This window comes from Neorhizobium tomejilense, from assembly GCF_964254135.1.
GTDB lineage: Bacteria > Pseudomonadota > Alphaproteobacteria > Rhizobiales > Rhizobiaceae > Neorhizobium > Neorhizobium tomejilense.
The window spans coordinates 539,549-565,890 of sequence record NZ_CAXUSO020000002.1; the positions used below are offsets into that span (position 1 = coordinate 539,549).

The following is a 26,342-nucleotide window of genomic DNA, read 5'->3' on the forward strand; positions in this document are numbered from 1 at the left end:
AGGATTTGAAGCCCGAAAATGGATCATATCGACCATATCCTGATCGTCGATGACGACCGCGAAATCCGCGAACTGGTGTCGAGCTACCTGAAGAAGAACGGCCTCCGGGCGACGGTGGCCGCGGATGGCCGCCAGATGCGCAGTTTTCTCGAGACCAATACGGTCGACCTGATCGTGCTCGACGTGATGATGCCGGGCGATGACGGGCTCGTCCTTTGCCGCGAGCTCAGGGCCGGCAAGCACAAGGCGACGCCGATCCTGATGCTGACTGCCCGCAGCGACGAAATGGACCGGATCATCGGGCTCGAAATGGGCGCCGACGACTATCTGCCGAAACCGTTTGCCGCGCGCGAATTGCTGGCGCGCATCAAGGCCGTCCTGCGCCGGACGCGCATGCTGCCGCCCAATCTGCAGATCAGCGAGGCGGGCCAGCTGCTGAGCTTCGGCGACTGGCGGCTCGATACAGTCGGCCGCCATCTGCTCGACAGACAGGGCACGGAAATCGCGCTGAGCGGTGCAGAATACCGGCTGCTGCGCGTCTTCATCGATCATCCGCAGCGTGTGCTCAACCGCGACCAGATCCTCAACCTCACGCAAGGCCGAGATGCGGACCTGTTCGACCGGTCGATCGATCTTCTGGTGAGCCGGCTTCGCCAGCGGCTCGGCGACGATGCGCGCGAGCCGATCTATATCAAGACCGTGCGCAGCGAAGGTTACGTCTTCTCGGTTCCCGTCGAGATCTCGGAGCCGAAGCCGTGAGCGCCAGCGTCTCCCGCTTGGGAAAATTATGGCCTAGCACCCTGCGTGCCCGACTTTTCCTCATCCTGTTCGCCGGCCTCGCGATCGCCTACGGGCTCTCCTTCAGCATCCTCTTTATCGAACGTTACATGTCGGCAAAGGCCGTCATGCTCGGCACGCTTGAAAATGATCTTGCGACATCGATCGCCATTCTCGACCGGCTGCCGGCCGGCGAGCGGGCCGATTGGCTGGATCGGTTGAGCCGCGGCAACTACCGCCTGGTGCTCGGCTCGGGGACTGCCGGCGTGCCGGAAGTGTCCGGCCGCGGCGCCGAGATTATCGGCAAGATCCAGGAGGCGGTGGGACATCGGTTCCCGCTGCGGGTGGAGTCCATCCCCGGTGACGTCAGGCGGCTGCAGGGTCACCTCACCCTTTCCGACGGCTCTCCACTCACCATCGACGTCACGCCGAGGGGTGTCATGCCGATCGCCGAGTGGCTTCCTTACGTGTTCGCCGTCCAGATGGCGCTTCTGGTGATCTGCACCTGGTTTGCGGTCCGGCAGGCGATCCGCCCACTTGGAGACCTTGCGGCCGCAGCCGATGCGCTCGATCCCAACAGCAAAGGCCCGCCCTTGAGCGAGACCGGCCCGAGCGAAGTCGCCCATGCGGCACGGGCCTTCAACGCCATGCGCGACCGGATCGTCCATTATCTCGAGGAACGGGTGCAGATTCTCGCCGCCATCTCCCACGATCTCCAGACACCGATCACCCGCATGCGGCTGCGTGCCGACATGGCGGACGATTCGCCCGAGAGGGACAAGCTGGTGCATGACCTCGGCGAGATCGAGCGGCTGGTGCAGGACGGCATAGCCTATGCGCGCAGCGCGCATGGCAATGGCGAAAAAGTTTCCCGCATCGATCTTGCCTCGTTCATCGACAGCATTGCCTATGATTATCAGGACACCGGCAAGCGGGTGACCGTCGCCGGCGTGGTACAGGGCACCGCGTCCACCAAACCGCACGCGCTACGCCGCATCCTCTCGAACTTCATCGACAATGCGGTGAAATTTGCCGGCGCGGCCGAGATCAGCGTCGAGCGAAGGGGCGAGGGCGCCATCGTCATCACCGTCCTCGATCGCGGGCCGGGAATTCCGGAAGAGATGCTGGGGGCGGCCATGCAGCCATTCTTCAGGCTGGAGCAATCCCGCAACCGCGAAACCGGCGGCTCGGGGCTTGGTCTTGCCATCGCCCAGCAGCTTGCTGCAGCGCTCGGCGGCTCGGTGAGGCTCTACAACCGCGCCGGTGGCGGGCTGGCTGCCGAAGTCGCCATCCGTTGATACCGGAAATTGGCTGATTTTCCGAAGCTGTTTGTATGAAAGGATGTCCGGCGAAGTCCGCGCTACGGTTCGATACATTTCCAACGATTCCGGAAACATGCCGGATACCTCGGCCCGTCAAACCACTCCCGTCAACGGATGTCGCAACCGGCGACACCAACAAAGGAGTGTTCCATGACCAGGATCGACAAGGTTCTTTATACCGGCAAGACCCGCACGACCGGCGGGCGCGATGGGTTCTCGCGCAGCGACGACGCCCAGCTCGACGTCAAGCTTTCACCTCCCGGCAGCGCGCATGCCGGCACCAATCCCGAGCAGCTCTTCGCAGCCGGATGGTCGGCGTGTTTCATCGGCGCCATGGGTCTTGCCGCAGCTAAGCGGAAGATCAAGTTGCCCACCGAGACGGTGGTCGATGCCGAGGTCGACCTCGGGACGACCGAGGGCGCATATTTCCTGCAGGCCCGCCTCAACATCAGCCTGCCGGGCATCGATCCGCAACTTGCCAAGGAGCTTGTCGAAGAGGCTCACCAGACCTGCCCCTATTCGAAGGCGACCCGCGGCAACATCAATGTCGAGCTGATCCTCGCCTGAGGAAACGCGGTTTGCGCGTCGCGCCGGAACCGCCGCGGCGACGGGCAAGAACCGATAACCGGACGAGGCCGGCGCCTCGTCCCTGGAGAACCCCATGAGATTGGTGATCATCTGCATCCTGGGAGCGGCCGTCTTTGCGGCGCCCTGCATATACGACGTAACCTCACTGGAGCCATCGGCCTTGGCCGGTCTGCTGGCTGCAGGTTCCTCGTTCTGAAATCCGTCCGGAAAAACGGCGGCCGGAAGCGCGAACCCGGTCGCCGTCGTCACATGCTTCGCGATCCCGACCGGTACTCGACCACGCGACCGTAGTGGTCTACTCCTCGGAATGCGCGTGTCCGCCATGCCGGTGAAACGAATATCGTCATGCTGTGGCCCTGTCGTTTCAAGCAAACTGCAACGGACGCGCGTTAGGCAATGTGGAATATCGCGCTCGCAGGAATGCGGGCGGCTTTTGGAGGGAGCTTGGGCATGAGCCAGCCAATTCTGATCTGGGGCGCCGGTGCGATCGGCGGCACGCTGGGTGCGGCTTTCATCCGCGCCGGCGAGGATGTGATCTTCGTCGACAACGTCAAGGACCATGTCGATGCGATCAACGAGAAGGGACTGAAGATCGTCGGCCCGATCTTCGAGGATACCGTCCAGGCCAGAGCGTATCTGCCGGAAGAGCTGGAAGGCCAGTATCAGCGGACTTTCCTCTGCGTCAAAGCCCATCACACGGAGGCGGCGGCAAGGTCTCTCGTCCAGCATCTCCCCGCCGACGGATATGTGGTCTCCGCCCAAAACGGGCTCAACGAACGCGTGATTGCCCGCATCGTCGGAGAACATCGCGTCATCGGCTGCTTCGTCAATTTCGGGGCGGATTATCTGGAGCCGGGCGTCGTGCAGTATAGCGGCCATGGCGCCGCGGTGATCGGCGAACTCGACGGGCGTTTCACCGATCGGGCCGAGGATATCTATCAGCTGATGCGGCATGTCGAGCCGAAGGCCCTGATCACCAACAATATCTGGGGCTTCTTGTGGGGCAAGCTCATCTACGGTGCGCTGCTGTTCGGCACGGCTCTCACCAATGACAGCATCGCCGATGTACTCGAAAATCCAATCGCCCGCCCGGTTCTGCGCCGGCTCGCGCTGGAAGTCGCGACGGTGGCGGCTATCAACAACATCCGGCCGGAAGCCTTCGACGGGTTCGATCCGGCTGCCTTCGGGCCGCTGGCCTCGCCGGAGCAGACCGACACGTCGTTCGACGACATGGTGGCGCATAATCGCAGGTCGGCGAAATCGCATTCCGGCATCTGGCGCGATCTCGCGGTGCGCAAGCGCAAGACCGAGGTGGACGCGCAGGTGATGCCGGTCGTCGAGATCGGCAGGGAATCGCGCGTTCCGACGCCGCTTGCCGCCCGCCTGATCGCCATGATCCACGAGATCGAGGACGGCAAGCGTCCGCTCGACATGGCCAATCTCGAAGAACTGGCGACGGTGACCGCATGAACATTTCGTTCGACGGCAAGGTGGTGATTGTCACGGGTGCTGCCCACGGTTTCGGGCGGGCGATCGCGCAAGGGTTCGCGAGCCGCGGCGCGGCGGTGCATGCCTGTGACGTCGATGCGGCGGGGCTCGATGAAACGGCCGGGCTCTGCGGGCGCAAGGCCGAGGCGCATGTCCTGGATGTCGGCAATCGCAGTGCCGTGCAGGAGACCGTCCGGGCGATCGAGGCAGCCTCCGGCGCGCCGGACGTCCTGGTCAACAATGCGGGCGGCGTGCGCGGGCAGGTGGGCCGGCCGATCGAGGAAATATCCGAAAGCGACTGGCAGACGATCTTCGACGTCAACCTGTCCGGCGCCTTTTTCATGGCCCAGGCGGTCGCGCCCTGCATGAAGAGGAAAAACGCCGGACGCATCATCAATATCTCCAGCGGCGCCGGTCTTGGAATTTCGCTGACGGGAATCCAGGCCTATGCCAGCGCCAAGGCCGGCCAGATCGGACTGACGCGCCAACTCGCCCATGAACTGGGGCCGTGGGGCATCACCGTCAACAATGTCGCGCCCGGCTTCGTGCGCTCCAACCCGGCGACCGAGCGACAATGGGAGGCGATGGGCGAGGAAGGGCAGGCGCGGCTCCTGCAGAATATGGCCCTCAAACGCCTTGGTACACCTGACGACATCGCGGCCATGGTGATGTTCTTCGCGTCCGACTTCGCCGGCTGGATTTCCGGGCAGATCATCAGCGTGGATGGCGGCAAATGAGCGTCGCGGGGCCTATCTCGACGCACATGATCAGGCCTGAAGAAGGGGCTCATTTCCGTTTCGCAATCTGCCAGAGAAAAAATGGACCACCGACGAGGGCGACCAGCAGACCGACAGGTACCTGCCAGGGAAAGATGATGGTCCGGCTGAGCCAGTCGGCAACCGCCATTGTGACACCGCCGAGGAACGCGCTGACGAAAAGCTGAGGCAGTGGCCGATGATAGCCGAGATAATCGGCGGCACGTGGCGCGATCAGCCCGACGAAACTCAGCGGACCGACAAACACGGTTGCGGCAGCCGCGCAAAGCCCAGCCGCCAGGAGGATGGAAAGCCGCACGGTTTTCAACGGAATGCCGAGCGACATCGAGGTCGCTTGGCCGAGCGGCAGGATTTCCAGCCAGCGCGCCATGAGCGGTGACCCGGCCAGGATGAGGAGCAAAATACAGCCCGCCGTTGCCGCATCGCTCAAGGTTGCCCGGTAGGTCGAGCCGGAGAGCCAGGCGAGCAGGAAATCGATACGCGGATCGCCGCTTGCCAGGACGAGCGCAGCAAGCCCCGTGCCGATGGCTGACAGGGAAATTCCCGCAAGCAGGATATGGTCGGGCGAAAAGGATGCCCTTGCCGCCATCAGCACGATTGCCCCGAGCGTCAGCAATGCGCCGGCCGCAGCCGCCAGGATCATGCTCGTCCGGTCGAGTTGGATGCTCATCAGAAACAGCAGGATGATGCCGATCGCGGCCCCGGACGATATGCCGAGCACCTCCGGCGAAGCCATGGGATTGCCTGTCATGCGCTGTATCAGCGTACCGGAGACGGCGAGGATCGCGCCCGCCGACAGCGCCACCAATGCACGCGGCAGGCGTAGAGGCAGGAAGGTGGCAAGTTCGGCTCCGGAAGCCCAGTGCCATCCATCGGCACCGCGTGCGAAAAACAGGCTGAGGGCGATTGTCACCGCAATTGTGGCTATCGCCGCAAACGGCATCCACCAACGGATCACGTGGCGAGGCGACGCGGTGTCGGACCCGCCCTGCGTCGGCATGATTGCCCGTATGCGCGGCAGAAGCAGGAGAAGCAGCGGAGCGCCGATGAGCGCTGTCGCCGTGCCTGTCGGCACTTCTTCCGACAGCGGCAGAACCTGCACGAGCTGGTCGGTGAACCAGAGGAGCAATGCGCCACCTGCCGACGCTGCAACCATCCGCCGCGCAAAAGTGCGCGCGCCGAGCGCTCCGGCGATATGGGGCGCTGCAAGTCCGACGAAACCGATGACACCGACTGCGGCAACGACGGTCGCGCTTAGCCAGACGGCGACGGCCAGACCGGCCAGCCGGAGTACTGCAGGGGAAAACCCGAGGCTGCGGGTACTCTCGTCATCAAGCTCGAGAATGCGCATCGGTCGGATCAAGCTTGTCGCCAGGGCAAATCCGATCAGCAGATTGACCGAAAGGTTCGTCGCCACGGCCGTGCCATTCTGGATGAGGGACCCTGTCTGCCATATGAAAAGCTCCGTCATGTAGTCGCGATCGAGAACGACGAGGAGCGCACTTGCCGAACCGCAGACCAGGCTGACGACGAGGCCTGCGAGCACCAGCAAAACCGGAGAGAGATGTCGGCGCCAGGCGATGAGGATGACCGCCGCCGTCGCCAACGCGCCGCCGCCGATCGCCACCAGTTCGCGACCCGTCTCAAGCAGGAATGGCGCGAGGATGGCGGCTGTGCCGAGCGCCAGGTTGGCCCCGGCTGCCGTGCCGACGGTTGCGGGTTCTGCGAGCGGATTGCGCAGGGTCTGCTGGAAGATCGCCCCCGCAAGGCCGAGTGCTGCGCCGGCGACGATGCTGACCGCCACACGGGGAAGGGCGGAGTGATGGAAGAGCAATTGCCCGACATGGGTCGTGTCAGGTGCGATCAGTGCGCTCCACCAGAGGTTCAACGGCAGCAGCTCGGTTAGCCGAAGCGAGGTCAGGAGAACGCAAAGACCAGCAAACGCCAGGAGCGCGGGGATGGCGAAGGGTGTTGATCTCCGCTCCAGCGAAGCCTGCCAGCCGGCTGTCATGCCGAAACCAGATTGTCGGCGAGCAGCGACGCGAAGCGGGCCGCTACATCCAGCCCGCCGAACGGCCAGAGGGTGGGAATGGAGGTGATCGGGTGGGCGCGCACGGCGGGCAGGTTTTGCCACAATGAACTTCTGCGCATCATCCGCACCGCATGCGGCATGATCGGCTCCAGACAAACGAGCCGGGCGTCGCCGATGGTTGCGAGCTGCTCCACGCCGACCGTCGAAATCCCCCATTCGCTTGTCTCGCGGTCCCATGCGTTCCGAAGGTCCAGCCGGTCCAGCACATCCTGAAGCAGGCTGTCGGCACCGTAGATGCGCAGGTGCCGGTTGTCGAAAAAGGTGAAGAGGCAGAGAGGGGTTGCGTTGCGGTTTGCGAGCCGCAAGCGGGATTCGTCGATCGCCCGTTCTGTCCCAAGAAGAAGAGCTTCGGCCTCGCGCTCCCGCCCCAGGCGCTCGCCAAGCCTTTTCGTCTCCAGCCTGGCCTGCGCATATGGCGAGGTTTTATCGGCATAGAGGGGGAGGTTGTAGGTCGGCGCGAAGCGTTCAAAATCGCCGACCTCCAATCCGTATCCGTAAGTTGCGATAATCAAGTCCGGATCGAGCTCTTCCAGTAGCTCGAGGCTCGGCTCGCCCCGTGACCCGAGGTCGAGCGTCGTCTCCGGCAATGTCGGCTGATCAACCCACTGCCTATACCCTTTGAGATCGCCGACGGCGATCGGCGCAAGTCCAAGGGACATCACCATGCCGGCCGCCGTCCACTCCAGGCAGGCGACGCGCCGGGGAGGGGATGACGCGAAACCGCGAAACGGGAAAGCGGCAAAGGCGCCCATCCCGCCCAGGAACGCGCGCCTTGTCGGATAGTGGAAGCCGGCGCTCAAGTTGCCTTCCTTACCAGGTAACCCGCACGGAGGCAGTGATCCGGCGCCCCTCGCCATAGAAGCAGCCGAAGCCGTCGGCAAAGCAGGAGGCAACGTAATCCTTGTCGAAAATGTTGCTGACGTTGAGCGAAAGTGTCGTGTTGTCCTTCTTGTAGCTGAGCGCCGCGTCGGCGAGCACATAGCCGGGAACCTTGAAGGTATTGGCGTCATCGCCCCAGGTCTTGCCCACATATCGAACGCCGCCGCCGATGGTGAGGCCTTCCAGCGGTCCATTCTGCAGCTCGTAGTCCGCCCAGAGCGAGACACGGTGCCGGGCGACGCCGAAGGGCGTCTTGCCGACGTCACTTGTTCCGGCGCCAGAATCCCCGTTGGTTTCCTTTGTCACTTCCGTGTCGAGATAGGTGTAGGCGAGCCGCACATCCAAACCGGAATCAAGGCTTGCCACACCCTCGAGTTCAATGCCGCGCGAGGTGATCTCCCCCGTCTGCGAAATTGTCGCTCCGCCCGGACCACTATGGCTCACGACATTCTGGCGGGCGAGATCGAAGGCCGACACAGTCATGAAGGAGTTTGAACCCGGCGGTTGATACTTGATGCCGACCTCATATTGGCGGCCCGTCTCCGGTTCGAACCCCGCCTGGGTGATCGGATTGAAGGATTCGGTATAGCTGACATAGGGCGCCAGGCCGCTGTCGGTGAGATAGACGAGGCCGGCGCGTCCGGTGAACGCATCGTCTTTCATGTTCACGTTATTGTCGGATTCGACGGCATCGCGAGCCGTTCCCCATGCCCAGTCGTAACGTCCGCCCAATGTCAGCGTCCATCGATCGAGCTTGATTTGGTCCTGTCCATAGATGCCAAGCTGGCTCTGTACGGTTTCAGTGTTCCGGTAAGGCGCCATCGCGCCGATCGGGCTGCCGTAGACGGGATCGAAGATATCGAGCGGATCCACGTCACCGCTCGATGCGTAGTCGCGATAATAGTGGCGCTTGAAGTCGATACCGGCGAGCAGGGTGTGCGCCAACTCACCCGTATCGAATTCGCCGATGATCTGCGTGTCGATTGTTGCGCCCTGGAGATTGGTGCTGCCGCCGTCGGCATAACGATCATAGGTCCGGCCGTCTGCCTGCAATCCGCCGCCGAAGACGCCTTGCTCCTCATGGGTCAGCCAGACATAGCGCGCGTTCTGCCGGATCTGCCAGGCATCGTTGAAATGGTGTTCGAATTCGTAACCGACGGAGCCGAGCGTATTGTTATATTCGTCGAAAGCAGGCTCGCCGACAAAACGGCTATTCGGGATCTTGCCAAAGAGATTGCCGGAAACGGTGCCCGATGCCGGAAGATATTGCATGGCCCAGCCGGAGCGATCACGCTGATACTGGCCGAGAACGGTGAGCTTTGTGTCTTCGTCCGGCTTGAACGTGATCGCCGGCGCCAGGAAAAGGCGGTCGTCGTCGACGAAATCGATCTGCGTCGAGCTCTCGCGCACAACGCCGGTCATGCGATAGAACAGCGTGTCGTCGTTACCGACAGGTCCGCCGAAGTCGAACCGGCCCTCATAATGCTCGAAACTTCCGCCGACGATCTCGACCTCGCGCAGCGCCTCTTCGGTCGGCCGTTTGCTGACGTAGTTGACCAAGCCACCGGGTGTGGCCTGTCCGTAGAGAACGGAAGCCGGGCCGCGCAGGACCTCATAGCGCTCGGCGCCATAGGACTCGATGGCGTTGAACATGGCGAAATTGGAATCCTTGAGCTGCAGGCCGTCACGATAAAACAGGCCGCTATTGCCCGTGCCCATGCCGCGAAGCTGGACCCCGAGACCGCGGTTGTCCGTACCGTAGAGGTCGCCGCTGGCGCCTGGGGTATAGCGCAGCGCGCTGTTGAGGCTGTTGACCCCTTGCACGTCCATCTGATCGCGCGTGATCACGGAAATAGACTGGGGGGTCTCGATCAGAGGCGTATCGGTTTTGGTGCCTGTCGCGCTACGGGTCGCCACGAAGCCGTCCACCGGCCCCCAGGCGGTCTCCGAGGTCAATATGATCGGGGCGAGCTCTGTCGCGCTGCCCGACGATGCGGCGGCACTGGTCGCGGCCGAATCCGTCAGCACGACAGTATTGGCACCCTGGAACCGCCAGGAAAGGCCGCTTCTGGCGAGCAGCCGACCGAGCGCTTCCTCCGGTGACGCGGAACCGCTGAGACCCTGCGTGCGAGCGCCGGCCGGCAGGGTGCCGTTGAAAAGCACATCGATACCCGTCACCGAGGAAAAGCGCACCAGAGCAGAAGAAAGGGGCTGGGCAGGGATCGAGAACGTGTAGGACGGTGCGGGAACCTGCGCCGCTGCCGACATTGCCTGAAAGAGCGGAATGATGCAGGCGGTCGCCAGAAGCAGCTTGCGGAACGATCCTGCCGACATGCCTGGCAGACGGCTGTTGATGATAAGACGCGACACGAAAATCCCCCTTAGGCAACGCGACAGACCAGCGCGATACACACGCTCTGATCATGGGGACGAACGCTTTCCCAAAAAACCTGAGTGAAATTTGAAATATTTATCTCGGGTATATAAAGGTCAGCCATGGCGATAGGGTCTGGACCTTGATCGGCAGGCCGAGCGCCAGCGTGTCGAGGATGGTATCGGACCGCTTCACGTCGACGATGATCGTCACCCGGCTCTGCGCCAGCCTCTCGTCCATGACGATGATCTTGCCGGTGCGCCAGCGGGAGAGAGACGATACGACGTCCCGAAGGGGGGTCGAAAGGAAAACCAGCTTGCCGCTCCTCCAGGAAAGCTGCGTCTCGACGTCCGCTCCGACAGGCACCGACATCCGCCCGTTCCTGTAGATCAGGCTCTGCCCCTGCTCAACGCGCTGGAATTTGTCGCGAGTGGAAACGCTGACCGCATGTTCGGTGACAGTCACGGCGATCCCGTCTTCCTGGAAACCGACCGAAAAGGCTGTGCCGAGCGCGGTGGAAAAGAGATCCGAGGCCTCGACGACAAAGGGGCGGGATGCGTCCGGTGCGACCTGGAAAAACGCCTCGCCTTTTTCAAGGACGACCCGGCGCCGTTCTGCATCGAAATTGAGTGCCAATGCGGTCCGGGTTGACAGCGTGGCGACCGAACCATCGGGTAGCGTCACCGAGGCGGTCTCGCCCGTCCCCGTGCTGTAAGCCGCCGCCGGACCCAATAGGCGCATGCTGCCCCAGACGGCACCGGCGAGCACCACGGCAGCCCCGCCCGTTTTCAGGACGGTTCGTCGCGATGGGGACTGCGCCTTGCCGAGATCATGGACAATGCCGGCCCCGGACCATAACCGTTCCAGATCGGAATAGGCCTTTGCGTGTCTCTCGTCGGCCAGCAGCCATTCCCGAAGGCGCTGGCGGTCGGACGCAGTCTCGCTGCCATCCAGCAGAAGCGCGAACCACTCCGCTGCCCTGCGGGAGATCTCATCCTCTGCCTGTCTGTGGCCGTCCGGCGCTTCTTCCATGAGACGCGATTCCTCAAAACCCATGAACAGAACGAATAGGAGGGGGAGAAATCTGGTCCGGCATCATGAAAGAACTGCTTACATTCCGGCTTTCAACCGTTCCAGCGCAGTCACCATATGGCTGAAGACCGTTTTGGGAGAAATGCCGAGCTTTGTGCCGATCTCGACATAGCTTAGCCCTTCTATCCGCGAGAGCAGAAAGACCTGCCGGCACTTCGGCGGCAGCGAATTGACGATTTCCTGCAGCTTTTTCAATTCATCGCGGGTGAGAACCACGTCCTCGGCAGAAGGACGATTGTCTGCGACGTATTCGAGGTGATCGACGCCGGCGACGAAAGGTGCGATGCGCCGGCGACGTTCATGGTCGGCAGCCAGATTACGTCCGGTGGTCACGAAGTAACCGGCCAGGTCGGAGACGTCGCGCAGAAGACCAGGTCGCTCCCAGAGCCTCAGGAACGTATCTTGAGTGAGATCGGCTGTGGTCGCCGCACATTCCACCCGCCGTTGGATGGCGGCGGCCAGACGTTCTCTCACGGAGAGAAAGACCTCAAGGAAATCGCGTCTACGGATATCGTCCATGTCTCCGACTATACCGGCGACCGGTGCGGCGGCAAGAGGCTCACTCAAAAATCATGACAAAAGTCATCAAGTTTTTTTCTCGAGGCCCGCATGACTGGGAGTCAACGCCCGTTGCGGCTCAACGAATGGCGAAGCCGCCGTCGATCGCGCTTGACGAACCCTGAGTGAGAGCGTCAGCGCAGGTCGCCCTCACCTTCGGAAACCAGCTCTATCAGGAAAACCTCCGAGTCTCCGGAGATAACTAGGTCGTCCGTCACTTCGGCGGCAAAGATCAGGCAATCAAGCGGCCCGAGGTCAAATTTCTCCGCGCCGAACGCGATCGTGTGTTTTCCTGTGGCAAGAACAAATCTCAAAAATCCCGACGGCCGCAGCGAGACGGGCACCGGCTGCCGGATGACGCGGTGGGAAAACCGGCCGCGCCGCGTCATGATGTTGAGGTCGGTTACGATGCCATTGATGAGCCTTGCCGAAGCCGGTTTGTCGGCCGGAAATGGGCAGGGCTCGGAATCGAGATCGAGGATCAGGGGCGCGCCGCCATCGATCGTCAACTCCATTCCGGCACCGGAGAGGATCGACAGGGTTCGGTCCACGTCCGGAAAGATCGAGAACGGTCCGTCGGAGGCGACGGTCGCCATGCTGATGCGCCAGTCGAAGTCCTCGATCGATGCGCCGGCGGGAAAGACGGCGATCTCCACCGTCTCGCCGCCTCCGTTCTTCCACGGCATTCGCTTGTGGTCGGATGCGCGCAGGGTTTTCATGGGTTCAGTTCCCGAGAATGCCGGGCAAGCGAAGTCCGTTTTCCCTGGCGCAATCCACGGCAATCTCGTAGCCCGCATCCGCATGGCGCATGACGCCGGTGGCGGGGTCGTTCCAGAGCACCCGTTCGATGCGGCGGTCGGCGTCCTCGCTGCCGTCGCAGCAGATGACCATGCCGGAATGCTGGGAATAACCCATGCCCACGCCGCCGCCGTGATGCAGAGACACCCAGGTCGCACCGGACGCCGTGTTCAGGAGTGCATTCAGCAGCGGCCAGTCGGATACCGCATCCGAGCCGTCCTTCATCGCTTCCGTCTCCCGGTTGGGAGAGGCGACAGATCCGGAGTCGAGATGGTCGCGGCCGATCACGATCGGCGCTTTCAGCTCGCCATTGCGGACCATCTCGTTGAAGGCGAGGCCGAGCTTGTGGCGGACGCCCAGGCCCACCCAGCAGATGCGCGCCGGCAGGCCTTGGAACGAAATCCGTTCACGCGCCATGTCGAGCCAGTTGTGGAGATGCGCGTTGTCCGGCAGCAGTTCCTTCACCTTGGCATCGGTGCGATAGATATCTTCCGGATCGCCCGAAAGCGCGGCCCAGCGGAACGGGCCGATGCCGCGGCAGAACAGCGGGCGGATATAGGCCGGCACGAAGCCTGGGAAGGCGAAGGCATTTTCCAGCCCCTCGTCCTTTGCGACCTGACGGATGTTGTTGCCGTAGTCGAGCGTCGGGATGCCGGCGTTCCAGAAGGCGATCATCGCCTCCACATGTTCGCGCATCGATGCGCGAGCGGCCTTTTCCACCGTCTTCGGGTCGGTCTCGCGCCTGGCTTTCCATTCGGCGATCGTCCAGCCCTTCGGCAGGTAGCCGTTGATCGGGTCGTGGGCCGACGTCTGATCGGTGACCATGTCCGGACGGATGCCGCGACGGACCATTTCGGGCAGAATTTCCGCGGCATTGCCGAGCAGGCCGACGGATTTTGCCTCGCCGGCGGCCGTCCAGCGGGCGATCATCTCCATGGCTTCGTCGAGCGTTTCCGCCTTGGCGTCGACATAACGGGTGCGCAGCCGAAAATCGATGCTATCCGGGTTGCATTCGACCGCCAGGCAGCAGGCGCCGGCCATGACGGCGGCGAGCGGCTGGGCGCCGCCCATGCCGCCCAGACCGCCGGTCAGGATCCATTTTCCCTTGAGGTTGCCGCCATAATGCTGGCGACCGGCTTCCACGAACGTCTCGTAGGTGCCCTGCACGATGCCCTGGGTGCCGATATAGATCCACGAACCGGCCGTCATCTGGCCATACATGGCCAGTCCCTTCTTATCGAGCTCGTTGAAATGGTCCCAGGTCGCCCAATGGGGCACGAGGTTCGAGTTGGCGATCAGCACACGCGGCGCGTCCTTATGGGTACGGAAAACGCCGACCGGCTTGCCCGACTGCACCAGAAGCGTTTCGTCCTCCGTGAGCGTCTTCAGCGTCGCGACGATCCGGTCGAAATCGTCCCAGGTGCGCGCAGCGCGTCCGATGCCGCCATAAACGACCAGTTCATTGGGGTTTTCCGCCACGTCGGGATCGAGATTGTTCATCAGCATCCGCAGAGGCGCTTCCGTCATCCAGCTTTTGGCGTTGAGCTGATTACCGCGCGGCGCGCGAATTTCGCGGATGTTGTGGCGGGGATTGGTCATCGGAACGTTCCCTTTATCGGTTGTTGTTTTTCTGCGACGCGAGGGCGAGCGCGACCCGCTCGATCCGCGTCAGGATATCTTTCAGATGGACGCGCAGCCGCTCTGCCTTGGCCGGGTCGTAGGCAAAGGGCAGGGCTTCCGCGGCAAGATGGGTGGACTGGGCAAGTTCCATCTGGATCGCGTGGACGCCGGTTTCCGGCCTGCCATAAAACCGTGTCGTCCAGCCGCCCTTGAAACGGCCGTTCAGAATGCTCGTGTAGCCCGAAGCTACAGTTGTCACATCGAGCAGCGCCTGCTCGATTGCCGGGGCACAGGTCTTGCCCATGTCCGTGCCGTTATTGAAATCGGGCAAGGTACCCTCGAACAGGAACGGGATGTGCGAGCGGATCGAGTGGCAGTCGTAGAGCACGGCAATGCCGTGGATGGATTTTACCCGGTCGATTTCGGCTGCGAGCGCCGCGTGATAGGGCGCATGGAAATCCCGTAGCCGCTCGGCGATATCGGCTTCGGTCGGCGCGGCGTCCTGTTTCCAGATGCTCCTGCCGTCGAAATCCGTTTCCGGAACAAGGCCGGTGGTGTTCTGGCCGGGATAGAGGCTGGCACCCTGCGGATCGCGGTTGGCATCGATCACGTAGCGGTGGAACGTGGCCCGCACCGTCGTCGCATCGCCCAGAAGACCGTCATAGAGCTCATGGATGTGCCAGTCCGTGTCGGCAAGCAGGCGGCCGTTATCGTTCAGCCGCTCCCAGATCGGCTGGGGCACGTCGGTTCCCGTATGCGGAAAGCTGAGAATGACGGGGGAGGTGCCTTGTCTGGTTTCGACAATAGCCATTTCACGCCTCCAGGACCGGCAGGATATCCGCTGAAACGGAGGCGGCGAGCGCGCCCGAAGCGACGAGATCTGTCGCCGCCTTGAGGTCGTTTGCCATGTAGCGATCCTCTTCCAGGCTCGGGACAACGGAGCGGATGGTGGCGATCACCTTCTGGAGTTCGGGGCTGGTGGTCAGCGGTTTGCGCAGTTCCACGCCTTGCGCTGCCGTCAACGCCTCGATGCCGATGATGGTTGCAAGATTGTCGGTCATCTGCAGAAGCCGGCGCGCGCCATGGCAGGCCATCGAAACGTGGTCTTCCTGATTGGCGGAAGTCGGCGTCGAATCGACCGAGGCGGGATGCGACATCTGCTTGTTTTCCGACATCAGGGCGGCGGACGTGACTTCCGCGATCATCAGCCCGGAATTGAGCCCCGGCTTTTTCGCAAGGAAAGCCGGCAGACCGTAGGAGAGGGCCGGGTCCACCAAAAGTGCAATGCGGCGCTGGGAGATCGCACCGATTTCGCAGACGGCAAGCGCGATCTGGTCGGCGGCAAAGGCCACCGGCTCGGCGTGGAAATTGCCGCCGGAAACGACGGTGTCATCAAAAAGCACCAGCGGATTGTCGGTCACCGCATTGGCTTCGATCTCGAGCGTGCGTGCGACCGACCGCAGCAGATCGAGGCAGGCGCCGTCCACCTGCGGCTGGCAGCGGATGCAATAGGGATCCTGCACCCGTTCGTCGCCCTGCAGATGGCTTTCGCGGATGACCGAGCCCGACAGCAGCGCGCGCAGAGCCGCGGCCGCATCGATCTGGCCCTTGTGGCCGCGAAGTGTGTGGATATCCGGATGGAACGGGGCCGAAGAACCCATGGCGGCATCCGTCGACATCGCGCCGGTCACCAGTGCTGTCTGGGCGGCACGGTGGGCGCGGAACAGGCCGGCCAGCGCCAGGGCCGTGGAAGTCTGGGTGCCGTTGATCAGGGCAAGGCCTTCCTTGGCGGCAAGCACGACCGGGTTCAGTCCGGCCTTCGCAAGAGCCTCGGCGGCGGGCAGCAATGTGCCTTGATAAAAGGCCTCGCCTTCGCCCATCATCACGGCCGCCATATGCGCAAGCGGTGCGAGATCGCCCGAGGCGCCGACGGAGCCCTTTTCCGGGATGAGCGGGATCACGCCCTTTTCCAGCATCGCCTCGATCAGGCGCACCAGTTCGAGCCGCACGCCCGAGGCGCCGCGACCGAGCGAGACGAGTTTCAGCGCCATGATCAGGCGAACGATATTTTCGGCAAGCGGGGCGCCGACACCGCAACAATGCGACAGGATCAGGTTGCGCTGGAGCGTGGCGACATCGGCACTGTCGATCTTGATCGATGCCAGTTTCCCAAAGCCGGTGTTGATGCCGTAGACCGGTTCGTTGCCGGCGGCGATCTGGGCGATCCGCGCCGCAGCCTTCTCGATGCCCGTGTCGAACGAAGCATCGATCCGCGCCGGCGTGCCGTTCCAGTAGATATCCTGAAGTTCGCGAAGGCTCACCGAGCCGGGTGTCAGAACAATGCTCATGCGGAAACCCTCTTGCCCTTGTAGATCCGTGCTGCCAGCGGATTGAAGCCGATGCGATAGACAAGCTCCGCCGGCCGCTCGATATCCCAGATCGCGAAGTCGGCGGATTTGCCGACTTCAAGCGTACCGGTATCGGCCTGAAGGCCGAGTGCGCGTGCAGCCTCGCGCGTGACGCCGGCAAGGCATTCCTCGACCGTCAGGCCGAACAATGTCGCGCCCATGTTCATGGCCATGAGCAGCGAGGTCAGCGGTGAGGTGCCCGGATTGCTGTCGGTCGCCAGCGCGATACGGGTGCCGGCGTCGCGCAGTGCCTGGACGGGCGGTGCCTGCTTTTCACGAAGCGTATAGAAGGCGCCCGGCAGCAGCACCGCGACTGTGCCTGCCTGCGCCATCGCCCTTGCATCTACCGCTGAAAGATATTCCAGATGGTCGGCGGACAATGCGCCATAGGAGGCGGCGAGGCGCGCGCCGCCGAGATCGGACAGCTGTTCCGCATGCAGCTTGACGGGAAGGCCAAGCGCTTTCGCCTTGTCGAAAACCCGGGTGATTTCGGCCGGCGAGAAGGCGATGCCTTCGCAGAAACCGTCGACCGCATCGACGAGCCCTTGCGAATGGGCAGCCTCAAGGCCCGGCAGGACCACGTCGGTGATGTAATCGCCGTTGCGGCCCTTGTAGTCCGGCGGTGTCGCATGCGCGGCAAGCCAGCTGGTGACGATCCGGACCGGCCTGATTTCGCCAAGCCTGCGAGCAACCCGCAGCATTTTCAGTTCGCCCTCGATATTCAGCGCATAGCCGGATTTGATCTCGACCGTGCAGAGGCCCTCGGCCAGAAGCGTGTCCAGCCTGCGGAGCGCTTGCTCAAGGAGCTCGTCTTCCGAGAGGGCATTGGTTGCCTTCACAGAGGAGATGATGCCGCCGCCGGCCCGTGCGATCTCCTCGTAGGTCGATCCCGCCAGGCGCATTTCGAATTCCATCGCGCGGTCGCCGCCGAATACCAGGTGGGTATGGCAGTCGATCAAGGCCGGGGTGATCCAGCGCCCGCCGCAATCGGTTTTATTTTCGGATTTCTCAAATTCGGCAGGCAGGTCGGCCATTGCGCCGACAAAGGCTATCCGCCCGTCGCGCACAGCGATTGCACCGGCTTCGACAATGCCGAGACCGGATGCCGACGGAGCAAAAGTGGCGATCCGCGCATTGTGCCAAAGCGATGCGGAGCCTGCTGCAGATTTTGAAGAATCTTCCCCATCCATAAGCTTTTCGCCTTTCCTTATGGGCAAACATGTATATACATAATAATCCGAGTGACAAGAAGAATTTTGGTCTCCGCGAGGAAAAGGGAAGGGCGTCCATGGCCACGCTTCATGCGCAATTGGCTCTCCTGCCGGAAGGCTGGCAGCAGAATGTAAGGCTCACGATCGAAGCGGACCGGCTCGCCGGAGTGGAGGTCGGCATCGAGGCGGCGGCCGAAGACGAGCGTCACAAGGTACTGGTGCCTGCGATGCCGAACCTGCACAGCCATGCCTTCCAGCGCGCCATGGCAGGTCTCACGGAGGTTCGCGGTCCCGGCGACGACAGCTTCTGGAGCTGGCGGACGCTGATGTACAAGTTCGCACTGTCGATCACGCCGGAACAGGCCGAGGCCGTTGCCTCACAGCTCTATATGGAAATGCTGGAAGCCGGCTTTTCAAGGGTCGGCGAATTCCACTACCTCCACCACGACAGGGATGGCAGCCACTACGCCAATATCGCCGAGATGGCCGAACGCATCGGGGCTGCAAGTGCGGAGACCGGGATTGGTTTGACGCTGCTGCCGGTCTTTTATGCGCATTCCGGCTTCGGTGGCGCTTCGCCGATCGAAGGCCAGCGCCGTTTCATCCACTCGGTCGACGATTTCGCCAGGACCATGGAAGGCTGCCGTCGCCTGACCGCGGCCATGTCCGGCGCTGAACTTGGCGTCGCTCCCCATAGCCTCCGCGCCGTAACTCCGCAGGAACTCGATGCGGTCGTGCCGATGGCGGGCGACGGGCCTGTGCATATCCATGTCGCCGAACAGGTGAAGGAGGTCGAGGAGTGCCTCGCCTGGTCCGGCGCCCGGCCCGTCGACTGGCTGCTTGCAAACATGCCGGTGACCGAACGCTGGTGTCTCGTCCACGCGACGCACATGACCGAGGATGAAACCTGTCGCGTGGCGGAAAGCGGCGCTATTGCCGGGCTTTGCCCAATCACCGAAGCCAATCTCGGCGACGGCATCTTTCCTGGCGAAGACTTTGTCGCGCAGAAGGGCCGCTTCGGCATCGGCTCGGATTCGAACCTACTGATTTCCGTGGCGCAGGAGCTGCGTCAGCTCGAATATTCCCAGCGCCTCGGCTTGAAGAAGCGCAACGTCCTTGCGCAGCCGGAAGGTTCGACGGGTCGGCGGCTATTCGAGACGGCGCTGTCGGGCGGCGCGACGGCCCTCGATGCGGCTGTCGGCCTGGCTCAGGGCAATTACGCCGATATCGTTTCGCTCGATGTCGAGCACGTTCCCTACCTTGCCGCCGATCAGATTCTCGACCATTGGATCTTTGCGGGCGGCATTGCCGTGGATTGTGTCTGGGCGCTTGGCCGCAAGCAGGTCGAGGGCGGGCGGCATGTCCGGCGGGATGCGATCGGCCGGCGGTTCAGGACGGTGATGCAGGAATTGCTGACACTATGACCAATGGCGGCAAGGAAGCCACTCTCCATCAGCGCATTTTAAGCGATATAGAGGGGCGGATCGTCTCCGGCGAATGGCCTCCCGGGTATCGCCTGCCTTTCGAGGTCGACCTTGCGGTACAATACGGCTGCTCGCGGATGACCGCCAACAAGGTGCTGACGCATCTGGCGAGGACCGGGCTGATCGAGCGGCGCAAGAAGTCCGGCAGTTTCGTGGCGCAACCGGTGACGCAGGCCGCGGTCCTCGAAATCCATAGTATCGAGGCGGAGGTCCGCTCCCTCAAGCTTCCCTATTCCTACCGGCTGGAGAGGCGGGTTCGACGCGAGGCGAGCCCCGTCGATCGGCAGCATCTGGAGCTTTCGGAAACGGCTCCGGTCCTCGATCTCCTCTGCCTACACCATGCCGGTGAGCGGCCGTTCTGCCTCGAGGAGCGATTGATCAACCTTGCGACCGTGCCCGAAGCGGAAGGCGAGGATTTTTTGGAGTCGGCGCCGGGGACCTGGCTCATCAACCAGATCCCATGGAGCACTGCGGAACATCGGATCTATGCCCAGTCGGCCAGCGCGGAGGTCGCAAAGATGCTCGACATTTCCAGGAATGCAGCCTGTCTGGTCATCGAACGCCGGACCTGGGGCAGCACCGGCCCGGTAACATTCGTGCGTTTCACCTATCCGGGCGACCGGCACGCACTGGTCGCCCGGTTTACACCCGGCGGAGAGAGCTAGGCGACGCTGCTGCGTTATCAATACCTTCGCCCGTCAGGGCGTCAGCGGCACATTGATTTCGAATTCAGTTGCTGTGCCGGCCGCCTGCCGCAGGTGAATCGTGCCGCCGTACGATCCCAGCATGGTGCGGACGATGTCGAGGCCCATCCCGGTGCCGCCCTGTTCGCGACGGGTCGAAAAGAAGGGTTGAAAGACGCGTTCGCGGTTTCCCTCGGAAATGCCGCTGCCGTTGTCGCGCACCAGAATGGTAGCGGTTCGCGCACCGGCCGCCACCACCAGCTCCAAGCGCATGGCGCCGTGCTGAACCGCGTTTTCCGCAAGATTGGCAAGGACGATGCCGGCTGCTTCGAATGGCAGGGCGACGGTACTTTGCGTGTCTCCCAACCCGAAAATTTCAAGGCCGGGGAACCGTTTGCGCAGCAGGGGCAGAACATCTTCGACGCTCGTTTCGCCCTGGGTCATGGGAAGCTCCGCCTGAGCCAGCTCCCTCAACCTCGACAGCAAGGCGTCGAGCCTTTCCGCATCGGCGATGATATTGTCGAGAAAACGCAGGCGTTGCGCAGTTGTCATCGGCAGGTCGGCCTGGTCGTCGCGCAGCAGTTCGGCAGCGCCCCGGATCGCGGTCAACGGCGATTTGAGCTCGTGGGAGACATGCGCGGCAAAGGAGCGGACATATTCTGTGCGGTCGACCAACCTGCCCGCGAGGTCGAGGAAGCTTTGCGACAGTGTCGCGATCTCGCGCGTTCCATAGCGCTCCAGCGGCCGGATTGCCGCCTTGCCGCCACGGGCGATCTCCTCGGTGCGGGCGATCAGCGCGTTGATGGGGCGGGTTATGGTGCGGGCGAGCACATAAGCGACCGCGAGCGTTAGTATGAGGACGACGACCAGTGCCCCGGTTTCGGCGGGCGTCATCCGGATCGAGGTCGTTTCCGTGGCACGAAACCAGATGATGATCAGGACCGGCAGTGCCATCACGGCCAGAAGCACCGCGTATACGATCAGCGCCAGCGGCGGCCGCCATTTGGTCCGCACCCTTGGCGCCGTCATCACGCCTTCCTCCCGAGATCGCTACCCAGCCTGAAGCCGACACCGTGAACGGTAGCGATAATGCCGATCGCGCCTGCCGCCGAAAATTTGGCCCGGATGTTGCGGATATGGCTGTCGATCGTGCGATCCGCCACATGGATGCCGGGCCCATAAGCCGCCGCCATCAGCTGCTCGCGGCTGAACACCATTTCAGGGCGGGAAAGCAGCGCATCCAGAATGGAAAATTCGAGCGCGGTGGTCGTGACCATGGTACCGCCGAAGCTCACGGTCCTGCCGGCCCGGTCGAGACTGATCTCTCCGGCGACGAGGATATTCTCACGGTTGTCGAAACCGCCGCCATTGCCGCTGCGCTTCAGGATCGCCTTGACGCGGGCGATCAGTTCGCGGGGGCTGAAGGGCTTTGTGACATAGTCGTCCCCGCCGATCTCAAGCCCCAGCACCCTGTCGATCTCCTCGTCTCGGGCGGATAGGAACAGGATCGGAAGCCCGGATGTCTTGCGGATCTGGCGGCAGACCTCCAGGCCATCCATTTCCGGCATACCGATATCGAGAACGACGAGATCGATGTTTCCCCGACGGAAGGCCATCATCGCTTCGGTGCCGTTGCGCGCGGTCATGGACACCATGCCGGCGCGCTCCAGGGCAAAGCAGATCACGTCGCGGATATGGGGTTCGTCATCGACGACGAGAATGCGATGCGCCATGGTGGGTCCTGCAGAAATTTACCGCCGCTGTTGTTATCGTTCTTCCTCTATCTTGCAATGGTTGCAGGTGAACGAAGATAGGCTTCGATCCGCTCCGCGCGGAAACTCCAGCTCCGCCAGTCACGCGGCCGGGCGGCAAAATCATAGCCAAGCGACTGCCTGACCAACAGGCCCCTGTGCTTCTTGTCGATCGCCTCCTCGGGCAGAGCGGAGAGATAGAGATCAAGCGCCGGAATGGCGGAGGGGCCGAGCGACGACAGGTAGTCGATATCAAGCGGGACGCCCTCATGGCTCAGTTCCAGGCTGTGCTTAACGTTGAAACGGGCGATGAAGGCCGGAAAATCGATGAAGGCACTGAGATAGAGCACGCTTGCCAGCACGGCGATATTCGTGGCGATCAGCCATTGATTGGATTGGCGCAACACGATCCGCAGCAGGATCAAGACAAGGCCGACGGCAACGAGGCCCATCCATATTCCCGCCGCAACACGCAGTTCCGTCAGCGAATACACCTCGACATAAAGGTCGAGCCGCAGGATCGACGACAGGCAGAGAAGCACGTTCTGGCCGATCCAGATATGGACGAGGCCGCGGATCAGAGGGCTTTTGTCGCCAGGGCCGCCGCGACGCATGGCGATCAGGACGAAGGCTGCGGCAAGCAGAGCCGTGGCAATCAGCGGATAGGCGCCGCGATGGGCATATTCCGCATGGGTCATGCCGTCCGGGAGATCGACGCCGCCCCAGAGATAGACGAGATCCAGCAAGGTCTGCATGGCAAAGAGCGCATTGAAGAGGAGGAGCGACCGCAGCAGAGAGGCATGGGTGAGAAATGGAATTTCGGTGGAATGCGCGGCCGTGTCGTCTGCGCCGCGTCGAACGATCCTGCGCTTGAGGCGCGGTCGCAGCATGGCCCAAGCAAAAGCGGCCATCGCCAGCCAGAAGCCGATCCGCCACAGATCCATGAATTGCAGCAGGAATGCGAGATCGATGCTGCGCAGCGCGTCTTCGATCAACGGATTGGCGATGGCGAAGAGAAGCAGGAAAACCGAAGCGAGAATGAGCGGCACCATCCAGATGCCGAGGTTCCGCCAGATGGCGGCAAGGGACGAGCGCTCGGCCCGCAAGGCAAGATGTTTTCGGCAATCCTGCAGAAGTCGTAGCGGGACAACCAGGATAAAACGAAAAAGAACCGCGGGAAGACCGCTCAGCCGCTGCGGCACGAGCCCGGTGCTCGCCAGCGCAACACACATGATCGTGCCAAGTGAAACCGCGATGCCCATTGGTGATGCAGTTTCGATGAGCGGCGCCGCGGCGAAAGCCGAAAGGCCGAACAGGAGGGCTGCCGTCAAGGGCTGCAAGCGCCGCCTTGCCGACAAGAGAATCGCAGCGGTTACCAAAATCGCAAACAGGAAAAGGTTGAGCCCAGGCGCCTGATCGAAGATCAGGAAATCCGAAATCGCCACGACCGCCAGAAGTGCGGCGATCCGGTTAGTGCCGTACGCCCTGGGCATCGGTGCCGTCATCTTGTCAGTCATCTGCACTGCTGGTCCTCTCTCTGACGCCGCCCTCGATCACGATGAACATGGTCGCCGGACGCCGGTCAGGAGAAATTCCTTCGGGCTGGCGATCGTCCACCAGCCACCATCCGTCATGGCGGAGGCGATCTGGCAGTGTGGAGGGAGTGATGCGGGGCGGGGTGCTGCTCTTGTTCATGACAAGAGAATGCCGGACCGGATTGCAGAATCTGTGCAGGCGGCAAGGAGTAATTCAGGAGAGTAGCGAGGCCGCGGTCCGCGCTTTCGAAGTGAGGCCATCCAGCGAAGAAGCATGGTTCGTCGCTGGATGGATTTCACCCGAAATCAGGGGACACCGAAGGGTCAGACCGCCGGTCCCGAGCCCTGTGCCGGCTCCTCGATCGCCTGGATCGCATCATAGGCGGAAAGCACGGTCTCCATCTGCGCCGTGTGGCCCTGGATGAAAGCCGGGCCGTAGATGGTTTCGTCCGGGTATTCGGTGATCAGCGTCAGCGGAACCGTGTGGCGGTCGTCGATCGAGATCAGGCAGGGGAAACCGTTGATGATGCGGAAGCCGGTCTCACCGGCATGGGTTTCGAAAAGCTTGATCTGTGCGGCGTTATAGGCGACGAGGCCGGGAATGGCGGCGAGGTGGCGGCTGACGCGGTCGATCAGGATTTCCGCCTGCGCCGTCCATTCGGCGTGATGGCGCATGATGAGGAAAAAGCCCTTTGGCACCGTCCACATCGCAAACGTGCGCGGCACGTAGCCGGAAAGCGGCCGCGTCCATTCATGCGAAGGATAGCCGTGCAGGTTGACGTGCAGTTTCGCACCGCTCAGCCTTTCCGCTTCAAGGCGGATCGCCTTTTCGAACAGCTCCTTGCCCGAGCGGTATTCGAGATCGTCGCCAAGCGCGGTATAGCGCGCCGCATGGTGCATGTGCAGCGGGTTGTCAGTGCGAAGTCGCCAGTGCACCTGATAACCGTCGGGATTTTCGAGCGGCGATATGACGAAATGCGCGTTCGGTCTTGAACTCAGCATCTGTGCGGCGCGCAGCGCGCCGACGATGCCGGTCGTCTCGTTGGCATGCTGGCCGCCGCTGATGATGACGGGCTTGTCGGCGCCGGCGTGATAACGGGCCTCCACGGCGCGGCCGGTCCGCGAGCGGGCTTCGAAGGCGACGCCGTCGATTGCGGCGAGTTCCCCGCGGATCTGGGCCACGGAGACCGGCGACACGGCGGAGGCAAGGCGCTGCGGCTCGGCCACGGCCTCGGAGGTCCACAGCGGCCGCGTTTCGATGCGGACGGAGACGGTTTCTCCGTGACGAATTTCGGGGATGATCTGTCCCGGCTGCAGGCCCCGGTCGCCGATCGGCCGGCCGGACTTTTTCTGGAAGATTTCCAGAAGCGTGAAATAGAAATCCTCGTGCAGCGCCTCGCGCAGGCTGACGACCTCTTCGCCGACGGCCAAACGCCGGTCTTCGGCCGGCAGGGTAACGGCAATATTGAGCTCGTCGAAATAGGGTTCCTTCGTCCCCCAGTCATGGGCCGCGACGGCTTCGACGGCGGAGGAGAACAGGAGTTCGTAATCGGTCTCCAGCCGTTCGCCGGCTCCGCCGTCGAGGCACAGCCAGCCGGTCGGCGACAGCAGCGTTTCGCCGATGAAATCCGTATGGAGCCGGTTCGGCGCGAAGATTTTATGGGTTTCGATGCTGCCATCCCTGGCGGTCAGCGTCACCACGTAAAAGGCATCTTCGGACCCGGCCTCGAAGGTCAGCCGTGCCGCGCCGACAAGACCGGCGAGCGGATAGGCTTCCAGCAGGAAACGGTTTTTCGGGCAAGCCTGATGAACGGGGTAGACGATATGCAGAGCCGAAAGGTTCTCGAGATCGACCTCCTCGAGAAAGAAATGCAGCAACGGTTTGTAGGCGCTGCGGAACTTCGCCTCGACGCCTGCGGCGGCAAGTATCGCCTCGGCTTTCCCGCGGCTTTTTTCGTCGTCGAACACCCAGGCTTCGATCCTGGTACCCTTGGCGCCGGAAAAGCGCGCGACGAGGGTGTCGAGCGTGCGACCGACCTGCTGTTCGTGGATCAGTGTCATGCGGAGGTTCTGCCTGTGGGATCGAGACTGTCGCGCAGCCAGTCGCCGAGGAGGTTGAGGCCAAGGACGGTGAGGAGGATGGCAAGGCCGGGGAAAACGCTGACCCACCAGGCGGTCTGCAGATAGGTGCGGCCTTCGGCGAGCATGCCGCCCCAGCTCGGGATGGTTGGGTCGATGCCGAGGCCGAGGAAGGTGAGGCTCGATTCGAGCAGGATATTGGTGGCGACGTTGAGCGTCATCAGCACGATAACCGGTCCGATAAGGTTGGGCAGCAGGTGCTGGACGATGATCCGCCAGTCCTTGACCCCGATCGCGCGGGCCGAAAGGATGAACTCCCGCTCGCGCAGCGTCAGCACCGAACCGCGCACCAGGCGGGCATATTGCACCCATTGCGAGACGATCAGCAGGATGATCGTGTTGGCGAGCCCGCCGCCGACGATGGCAATGAAGGTGATGGCGAGCAGGATGAAGGGGAGCGCCAGCTGGATATCGGCAAAACGCATCACCAGCATGTCCCAGATGCCGCGGTAATACCCGGCGATCAGCCCCATGACGACGCCGATGGTGACGCCGCCGGCAACCGAGACGAAGCCGACCAGCAACGAGATCTTGCCGCCGGCCATCACGCGGGCGAGCACGTCGCGTCCGAGCGGATCGGTGCCGAAAACATGTGCCGGCCTGACGAATGGCGGTACGAGGCGCGACATCAGGTCGATCTTTTCGGCGCCGCCGGGAAAGATCACGCCGGAAAAGATGACGGCAATGCCGATGACGCCGACCAGCAGGGCACCGAGGACAAATTCGAGTTTCAGGAAATTCGAGGAAGCAGTGCGCGAGGCCATGGC

General features: G+C 62.7%; 23 protein-coding genes. 8 read left to right on the forward strand and 15 right to left on the reverse strand.

Features of this window, described 5'->3' with window-relative positions; genetic code table 11:
* The first annotated feature begins 18 nt into the window (after nucleotides 1–18).
* The 6 genes from ACSQ3G_RS25295 to ACSQ3G_RS25320 all read left to right on the forward strand — a co-directional run bounded on the left by ACSQ3G_RS25295 (nucleotide 19) and on the right by ACSQ3G_RS25320 (nucleotide 4,912).
* Complete coding sequence (locus tag ACSQ3G_RS25295) at nucleotides 19–759, forward strand: response regulator (protein ID WP_436112177.1); 741 nt, start codon at nucleotides 19–21, stop codon at nucleotides 757–759.
* The gene (locus ACSQ3G_RS25300) at nucleotides 756–2,075 is read left to right on the forward strand and encodes an ATP-binding protein (protein ID WP_436112178.1); all 1,320 of its coding nucleotides are present in this window, start codon (nucleotides 756–758) and stop codon (nucleotides 2,073–2,075) included. Before ACSQ3G_RS25295 ends, ACSQ3G_RS25300 begins: the two co-directional genes overlap by 4 nt.
* A 174-nt stretch (nucleotides 2,076–2,249) precedes the next feature.
* Nucleotides 2,250–2,666, forward strand: coding sequence for an organic hydroperoxide resistance protein (locus ACSQ3G_RS25305; RefSeq protein ID WP_436112179.1), 417 nt, complete (start codon nucleotides 2,250–2,252; stop codon nucleotides 2,664–2,666).
* A gap of 94 nt (nucleotides 2,667–2,760) precedes the next feature.
* Nucleotides 2,761–2,883 (forward strand): hypothetical protein, encoded by a 123-nt coding sequence (locus ACSQ3G_RS25310; protein ID WP_256386085.1) that lies wholly within the window; start codon nucleotides 2,761–2,763, stop codon nucleotides 2,881–2,883.
* 254 nt (nucleotides 2,884–3,137) lie between these two features.
* A complete protein-coding gene (locus ACSQ3G_RS25315; protein ID WP_436112180.1) occupies nucleotides 3,138–4,157 on the forward strand; it encodes a ketopantoate reductase family protein in 1,020 nt (339 codons plus the stop codon).
* Nucleotides 4,154–4,912, forward strand: coding sequence for an SDR family NAD(P)-dependent oxidoreductase (locus tag ACSQ3G_RS25320; RefSeq protein ID WP_436112181.1), 759 nt, complete (start codon nucleotides 4,154–4,156; stop codon nucleotides 4,910–4,912). The genes ACSQ3G_RS25315 and ACSQ3G_RS25320 overlap by 4 nt, the downstream gene beginning before the upstream one ends.
* A gap of 49 nt (nucleotides 4,913–4,961) precedes the next feature.
* Here the strand turns inward: ACSQ3G_RS25320 and fhuB are convergent, their stop codons facing one another.
* The 10 genes from fhuB to hutI form a co-directional block, all read right to left on the reverse strand.
* Complete coding sequence (fhuB, locus tag ACSQ3G_RS25325) at nucleotides 4,962–6,962, reverse strand: Fe(3+)-hydroxamate ABC transporter permease FhuB (protein WP_436112182.1); 2,001 nt, start codon at nucleotides 6,960–6,962, stop codon at nucleotides 4,962–4,964.
* The gene (locus ACSQ3G_RS25330) at nucleotides 6,959–7,843 is read right to left on the reverse strand and encodes an ABC transporter substrate-binding protein (protein ID WP_436112183.1); all 885 of its coding nucleotides are present in this window, start codon (nucleotides 7,841–7,843) and stop codon (nucleotides 6,959–6,961) included. The genes fhuB and ACSQ3G_RS25330 overlap by 4 nt, the downstream gene beginning before the upstream one ends.
* A 10-nt stretch (nucleotides 7,844–7,853) precedes the next feature.
* Nucleotides 7,854–10,292 carry a TonB-dependent siderophore receptor gene (locus ACSQ3G_RS25335; protein WP_436112184.1) on the reverse strand — a complete coding sequence of 813 codons (2,439 nt, stop codon included), beginning with the start codon at nucleotides 10,290–10,292 and terminating at the stop codon, nucleotides 7,854–7,856.
* A gap of 100 nt (nucleotides 10,293–10,392) precedes the next feature.
* Nucleotides 10,393–11,328 (reverse strand): FecR family protein, encoded by a 936-nt coding sequence (locus ACSQ3G_RS25340; RefSeq protein WP_436112185.1) that lies wholly within the window; start codon nucleotides 11,326–11,328, stop codon nucleotides 10,393–10,395.
* A gap of 78 nt (nucleotides 11,329–11,406) precedes the next feature.
* Entirely contained in the window at nucleotides 11,407–11,907 is a 501-nt protein-coding gene (locus ACSQ3G_RS25345) for an RNA polymerase sigma factor (RefSeq protein WP_046637074.1), read from the reverse strand.
* Between the two features lie 173 nt (nucleotides 11,908–12,080).
* Nucleotides 12,081–12,665 carry a HutD/Ves family protein gene (locus ACSQ3G_RS25350; RefSeq protein ID WP_436112186.1) on the reverse strand — a complete coding sequence of 195 codons (585 nt, stop codon included), beginning with the start codon at nucleotides 12,663–12,665 and terminating at the stop codon, nucleotides 12,081–12,083.
* A 4-nt stretch (nucleotides 12,666–12,669) separates the two neighbouring features.
* Nucleotides 12,670–14,343 carry a urocanate hydratase gene (hutU, locus tag ACSQ3G_RS25355; RefSeq protein WP_436112187.1) on the reverse strand — a complete coding sequence of 558 codons (1,674 nt, stop codon included), beginning with the start codon at nucleotides 14,341–14,343 and terminating at the stop codon, nucleotides 12,670–12,672.
* A 13-nt stretch (nucleotides 14,344–14,356) separates the two neighbouring features.
* Nucleotides 14,357–15,175 carry an N-formylglutamate deformylase gene (gene hutG, locus ACSQ3G_RS25360; RefSeq protein ID WP_436112188.1) on the reverse strand — a complete coding sequence of 273 codons (819 nt, stop codon included), beginning with the start codon at nucleotides 15,173–15,175 and terminating at the stop codon, nucleotides 14,357–14,359.
* Nucleotide 15,176: 1 nt separating this feature from the next.
* Nucleotides 15,177–16,712, reverse strand: coding sequence for a histidine ammonia-lyase (hutH, locus tag ACSQ3G_RS25365; RefSeq protein WP_436112189.1), 1,536 nt, complete (start codon nucleotides 16,710–16,712; stop codon nucleotides 15,177–15,179).
* Nucleotides 16,709–17,962 (reverse strand): imidazolonepropionase, encoded by a 1,254-nt coding sequence (gene hutI, locus ACSQ3G_RS25370; RefSeq protein WP_436112190.1) that lies wholly within the window; start codon nucleotides 17,960–17,962, stop codon nucleotides 16,709–16,711. The genes hutH and hutI overlap by 4 nt, the downstream gene beginning before the upstream one ends.
* A gap of 98 nt (nucleotides 17,963–18,060) precedes the next feature.
* On the opposite strand from hutI, the gene ACSQ3G_RS25375 reads away from it, so the two are divergent.
* Nucleotides 18,061–19,407 carry a formimidoylglutamate deiminase gene (locus tag ACSQ3G_RS25375; protein ID WP_436112191.1) on the forward strand — a complete coding sequence of 449 codons (1,347 nt, stop codon included), beginning with the start codon at nucleotides 18,061–18,063 and terminating at the stop codon, nucleotides 19,405–19,407.
* Complete coding sequence (gene hutC, locus ACSQ3G_RS25380; protein WP_436112192.1) at nucleotides 19,404–20,132, forward strand: histidine utilization transcriptional repressor HutC; 729 nt, start codon at nucleotides 19,404–19,406, stop codon at nucleotides 20,130–20,132. Before ACSQ3G_RS25375 ends, hutC begins: the two co-directional genes overlap by 4 nt.
* 33 nt (nucleotides 20,133–20,165) lie before the next feature.
* Here the strand turns inward: hutC and ACSQ3G_RS25385 are convergent, their stop codons facing one another.
* The 5 genes from ACSQ3G_RS25385 to ACSQ3G_RS25405 form a co-directional block, all read right to left on the reverse strand.
* A complete protein-coding gene (locus ACSQ3G_RS25385) occupies nucleotides 20,166–21,179 on the reverse strand; it encodes a sensor histidine kinase (RefSeq protein WP_436112193.1) in 1,014 nt (337 codons plus the stop codon).
* Nucleotides 21,179–21,883 (reverse strand): response regulator, encoded by a 705-nt coding sequence (locus tag ACSQ3G_RS25390; RefSeq protein ID WP_436112194.1) that lies wholly within the window; start codon nucleotides 21,881–21,883, stop codon nucleotides 21,179–21,181. The genes ACSQ3G_RS25385 and ACSQ3G_RS25390 overlap by 1 nt, the downstream gene beginning before the upstream one ends.
* 47 nt (nucleotides 21,884–21,930) lie before the next feature.
* Nucleotides 21,931–23,424 (reverse strand): DUF4153 domain-containing protein, encoded by a 1,494-nt coding sequence (locus tag ACSQ3G_RS25395; RefSeq protein ID WP_436112195.1) that lies wholly within the window; start codon nucleotides 23,422–23,424, stop codon nucleotides 21,931–21,933.
* Between the two features lie 336 nt (nucleotides 23,425–23,760).
* Entirely contained in the window at nucleotides 23,761–25,497 is a 1,737-nt protein-coding gene (locus ACSQ3G_RS25400) for a M14 family metallopeptidase (RefSeq protein ID WP_436112196.1), read from the reverse strand.
* Nucleotides 25,494–26,339 (reverse strand): ABC transporter permease, encoded by an 846-nt coding sequence (locus tag ACSQ3G_RS25405; protein WP_436112197.1) that lies wholly within the window; start codon nucleotides 26,337–26,339, stop codon nucleotides 25,494–25,496. Before ACSQ3G_RS25405 ends, ACSQ3G_RS25400 begins: the two co-directional genes overlap by 4 nt.
* Nucleotides 26,340–26,342: the final 3 nt, after the last annotated feature.

Bases quoted from the DNA above. Each gene is read 5' to 3' on its own strand.
- ACSQ3G_RS25295 (WP_436112177.1), top strand. From the start codon at position 19: ATGGATCATATCGACCATATCCTGATCGTCGATGACGACCGCGAAATC.
- ACSQ3G_RS25305 (WP_436112179.1), top strand. From the start codon at position 2,250: ATGACCAGGATCGACAAGGTTCTTTATACCGGCAAGACCCGCACGACC.
- ACSQ3G_RS25310 (WP_256386085.1), top strand. From the start codon at position 2,761: ATGAGATTGGTGATCATCTGCATCCTGGGAGCGGCCGTCTTTGCGGCG.
- ACSQ3G_RS25315 (WP_436112180.1), top strand. From the start codon at position 3,138: ATGAGCCAGCCAATTCTGATCTGGGGCGCCGGTGCGATCGGCGGCACG.
- ACSQ3G_RS25320 (WP_436112181.1), top strand. From the start codon at position 4,154: ATGAACATTTCGTTCGACGGCAAGGTGGTGATTGTCACGGGTGCTGCC.
- fhuB (WP_436112182.1), bottom strand. From the start codon at position 6,962: ATGACAGCCGGCTGGCAGGCTTCGCTGGAGCGGAGATCAACACCCTTC.
- ACSQ3G_RS25340 (WP_436112185.1), bottom strand. From the start codon at position 11,328: ATGGAAGAAGCGCCGGACGGCCACAGACAGGCAGAGGATGAGATCTCC.
- ACSQ3G_RS25345 (WP_046637074.1), bottom strand. From the start codon at position 11,907: ATGGACGATATCCGTAGACGCGATTTCCTTGAGGTCTTTCTCTCCGTG.
- ACSQ3G_RS25350 (WP_436112186.1), bottom strand. From the start codon at position 12,665: ATGAAAACCCTGCGCGCATCCGACCACAAGCGAATGCCGTGGAAGAAC.
- hutU (WP_436112187.1), bottom strand. From the start codon at position 14,343: ATGACCAATCCCCGCCACAACATCCGCGAAATTCGCGCGCCGCGCGGT.
- hutG (WP_436112188.1), bottom strand. From the start codon at position 15,175: ATGGCTATTGTCGAAACCAGACAAGGCACCTCCCCCGTCATTCTCAGC.
- hutH (WP_436112189.1), bottom strand. From the start codon at position 16,712: ATGAGCATTGTTCTGACACCCGGCTCGGTGAGCCTTCGCGAACTTCAG.
- hutI (WP_436112190.1), bottom strand. From the start codon at position 17,962: ATGGATGGGGAAGATTCTTCAAAATCTGCAGCAGGCTCCGCATCGCTT.
- ACSQ3G_RS25375 (WP_436112191.1), top strand. From the start codon at position 18,061: ATGGCCACGCTTCATGCGCAATTGGCTCTCCTGCCGGAAGGCTGGCAG.
- hutC (WP_436112192.1), top strand. From the start codon at position 19,404: ATGACCAATGGCGGCAAGGAAGCCACTCTCCATCAGCGCATTTTAAGC.
- ACSQ3G_RS25385 (WP_436112193.1), bottom strand. From the start codon at position 21,179: ATGACGGCGCCAAGGGTGCGGACCAAATGGCGGCCGCCGCTGGCGCTG.
- ACSQ3G_RS25390 (WP_436112194.1), bottom strand. From the start codon at position 21,883: ATGGCGCATCGCATTCTCGTCGTCGATGACGAACCCCATATCCGCGAC.
- ACSQ3G_RS25400 (WP_436112196.1), bottom strand. From the start codon at position 25,497: ATGACACTGATCCACGAACAGCAGGTCGGTCGCACGCTCGACACCCTC.
- ACSQ3G_RS25405 (WP_436112197.1), bottom strand. From the start codon at position 26,339: ATGGCCTCGCGCACTGCTTCCTCGAATTTCCTGAAACTCGAATTTGTC.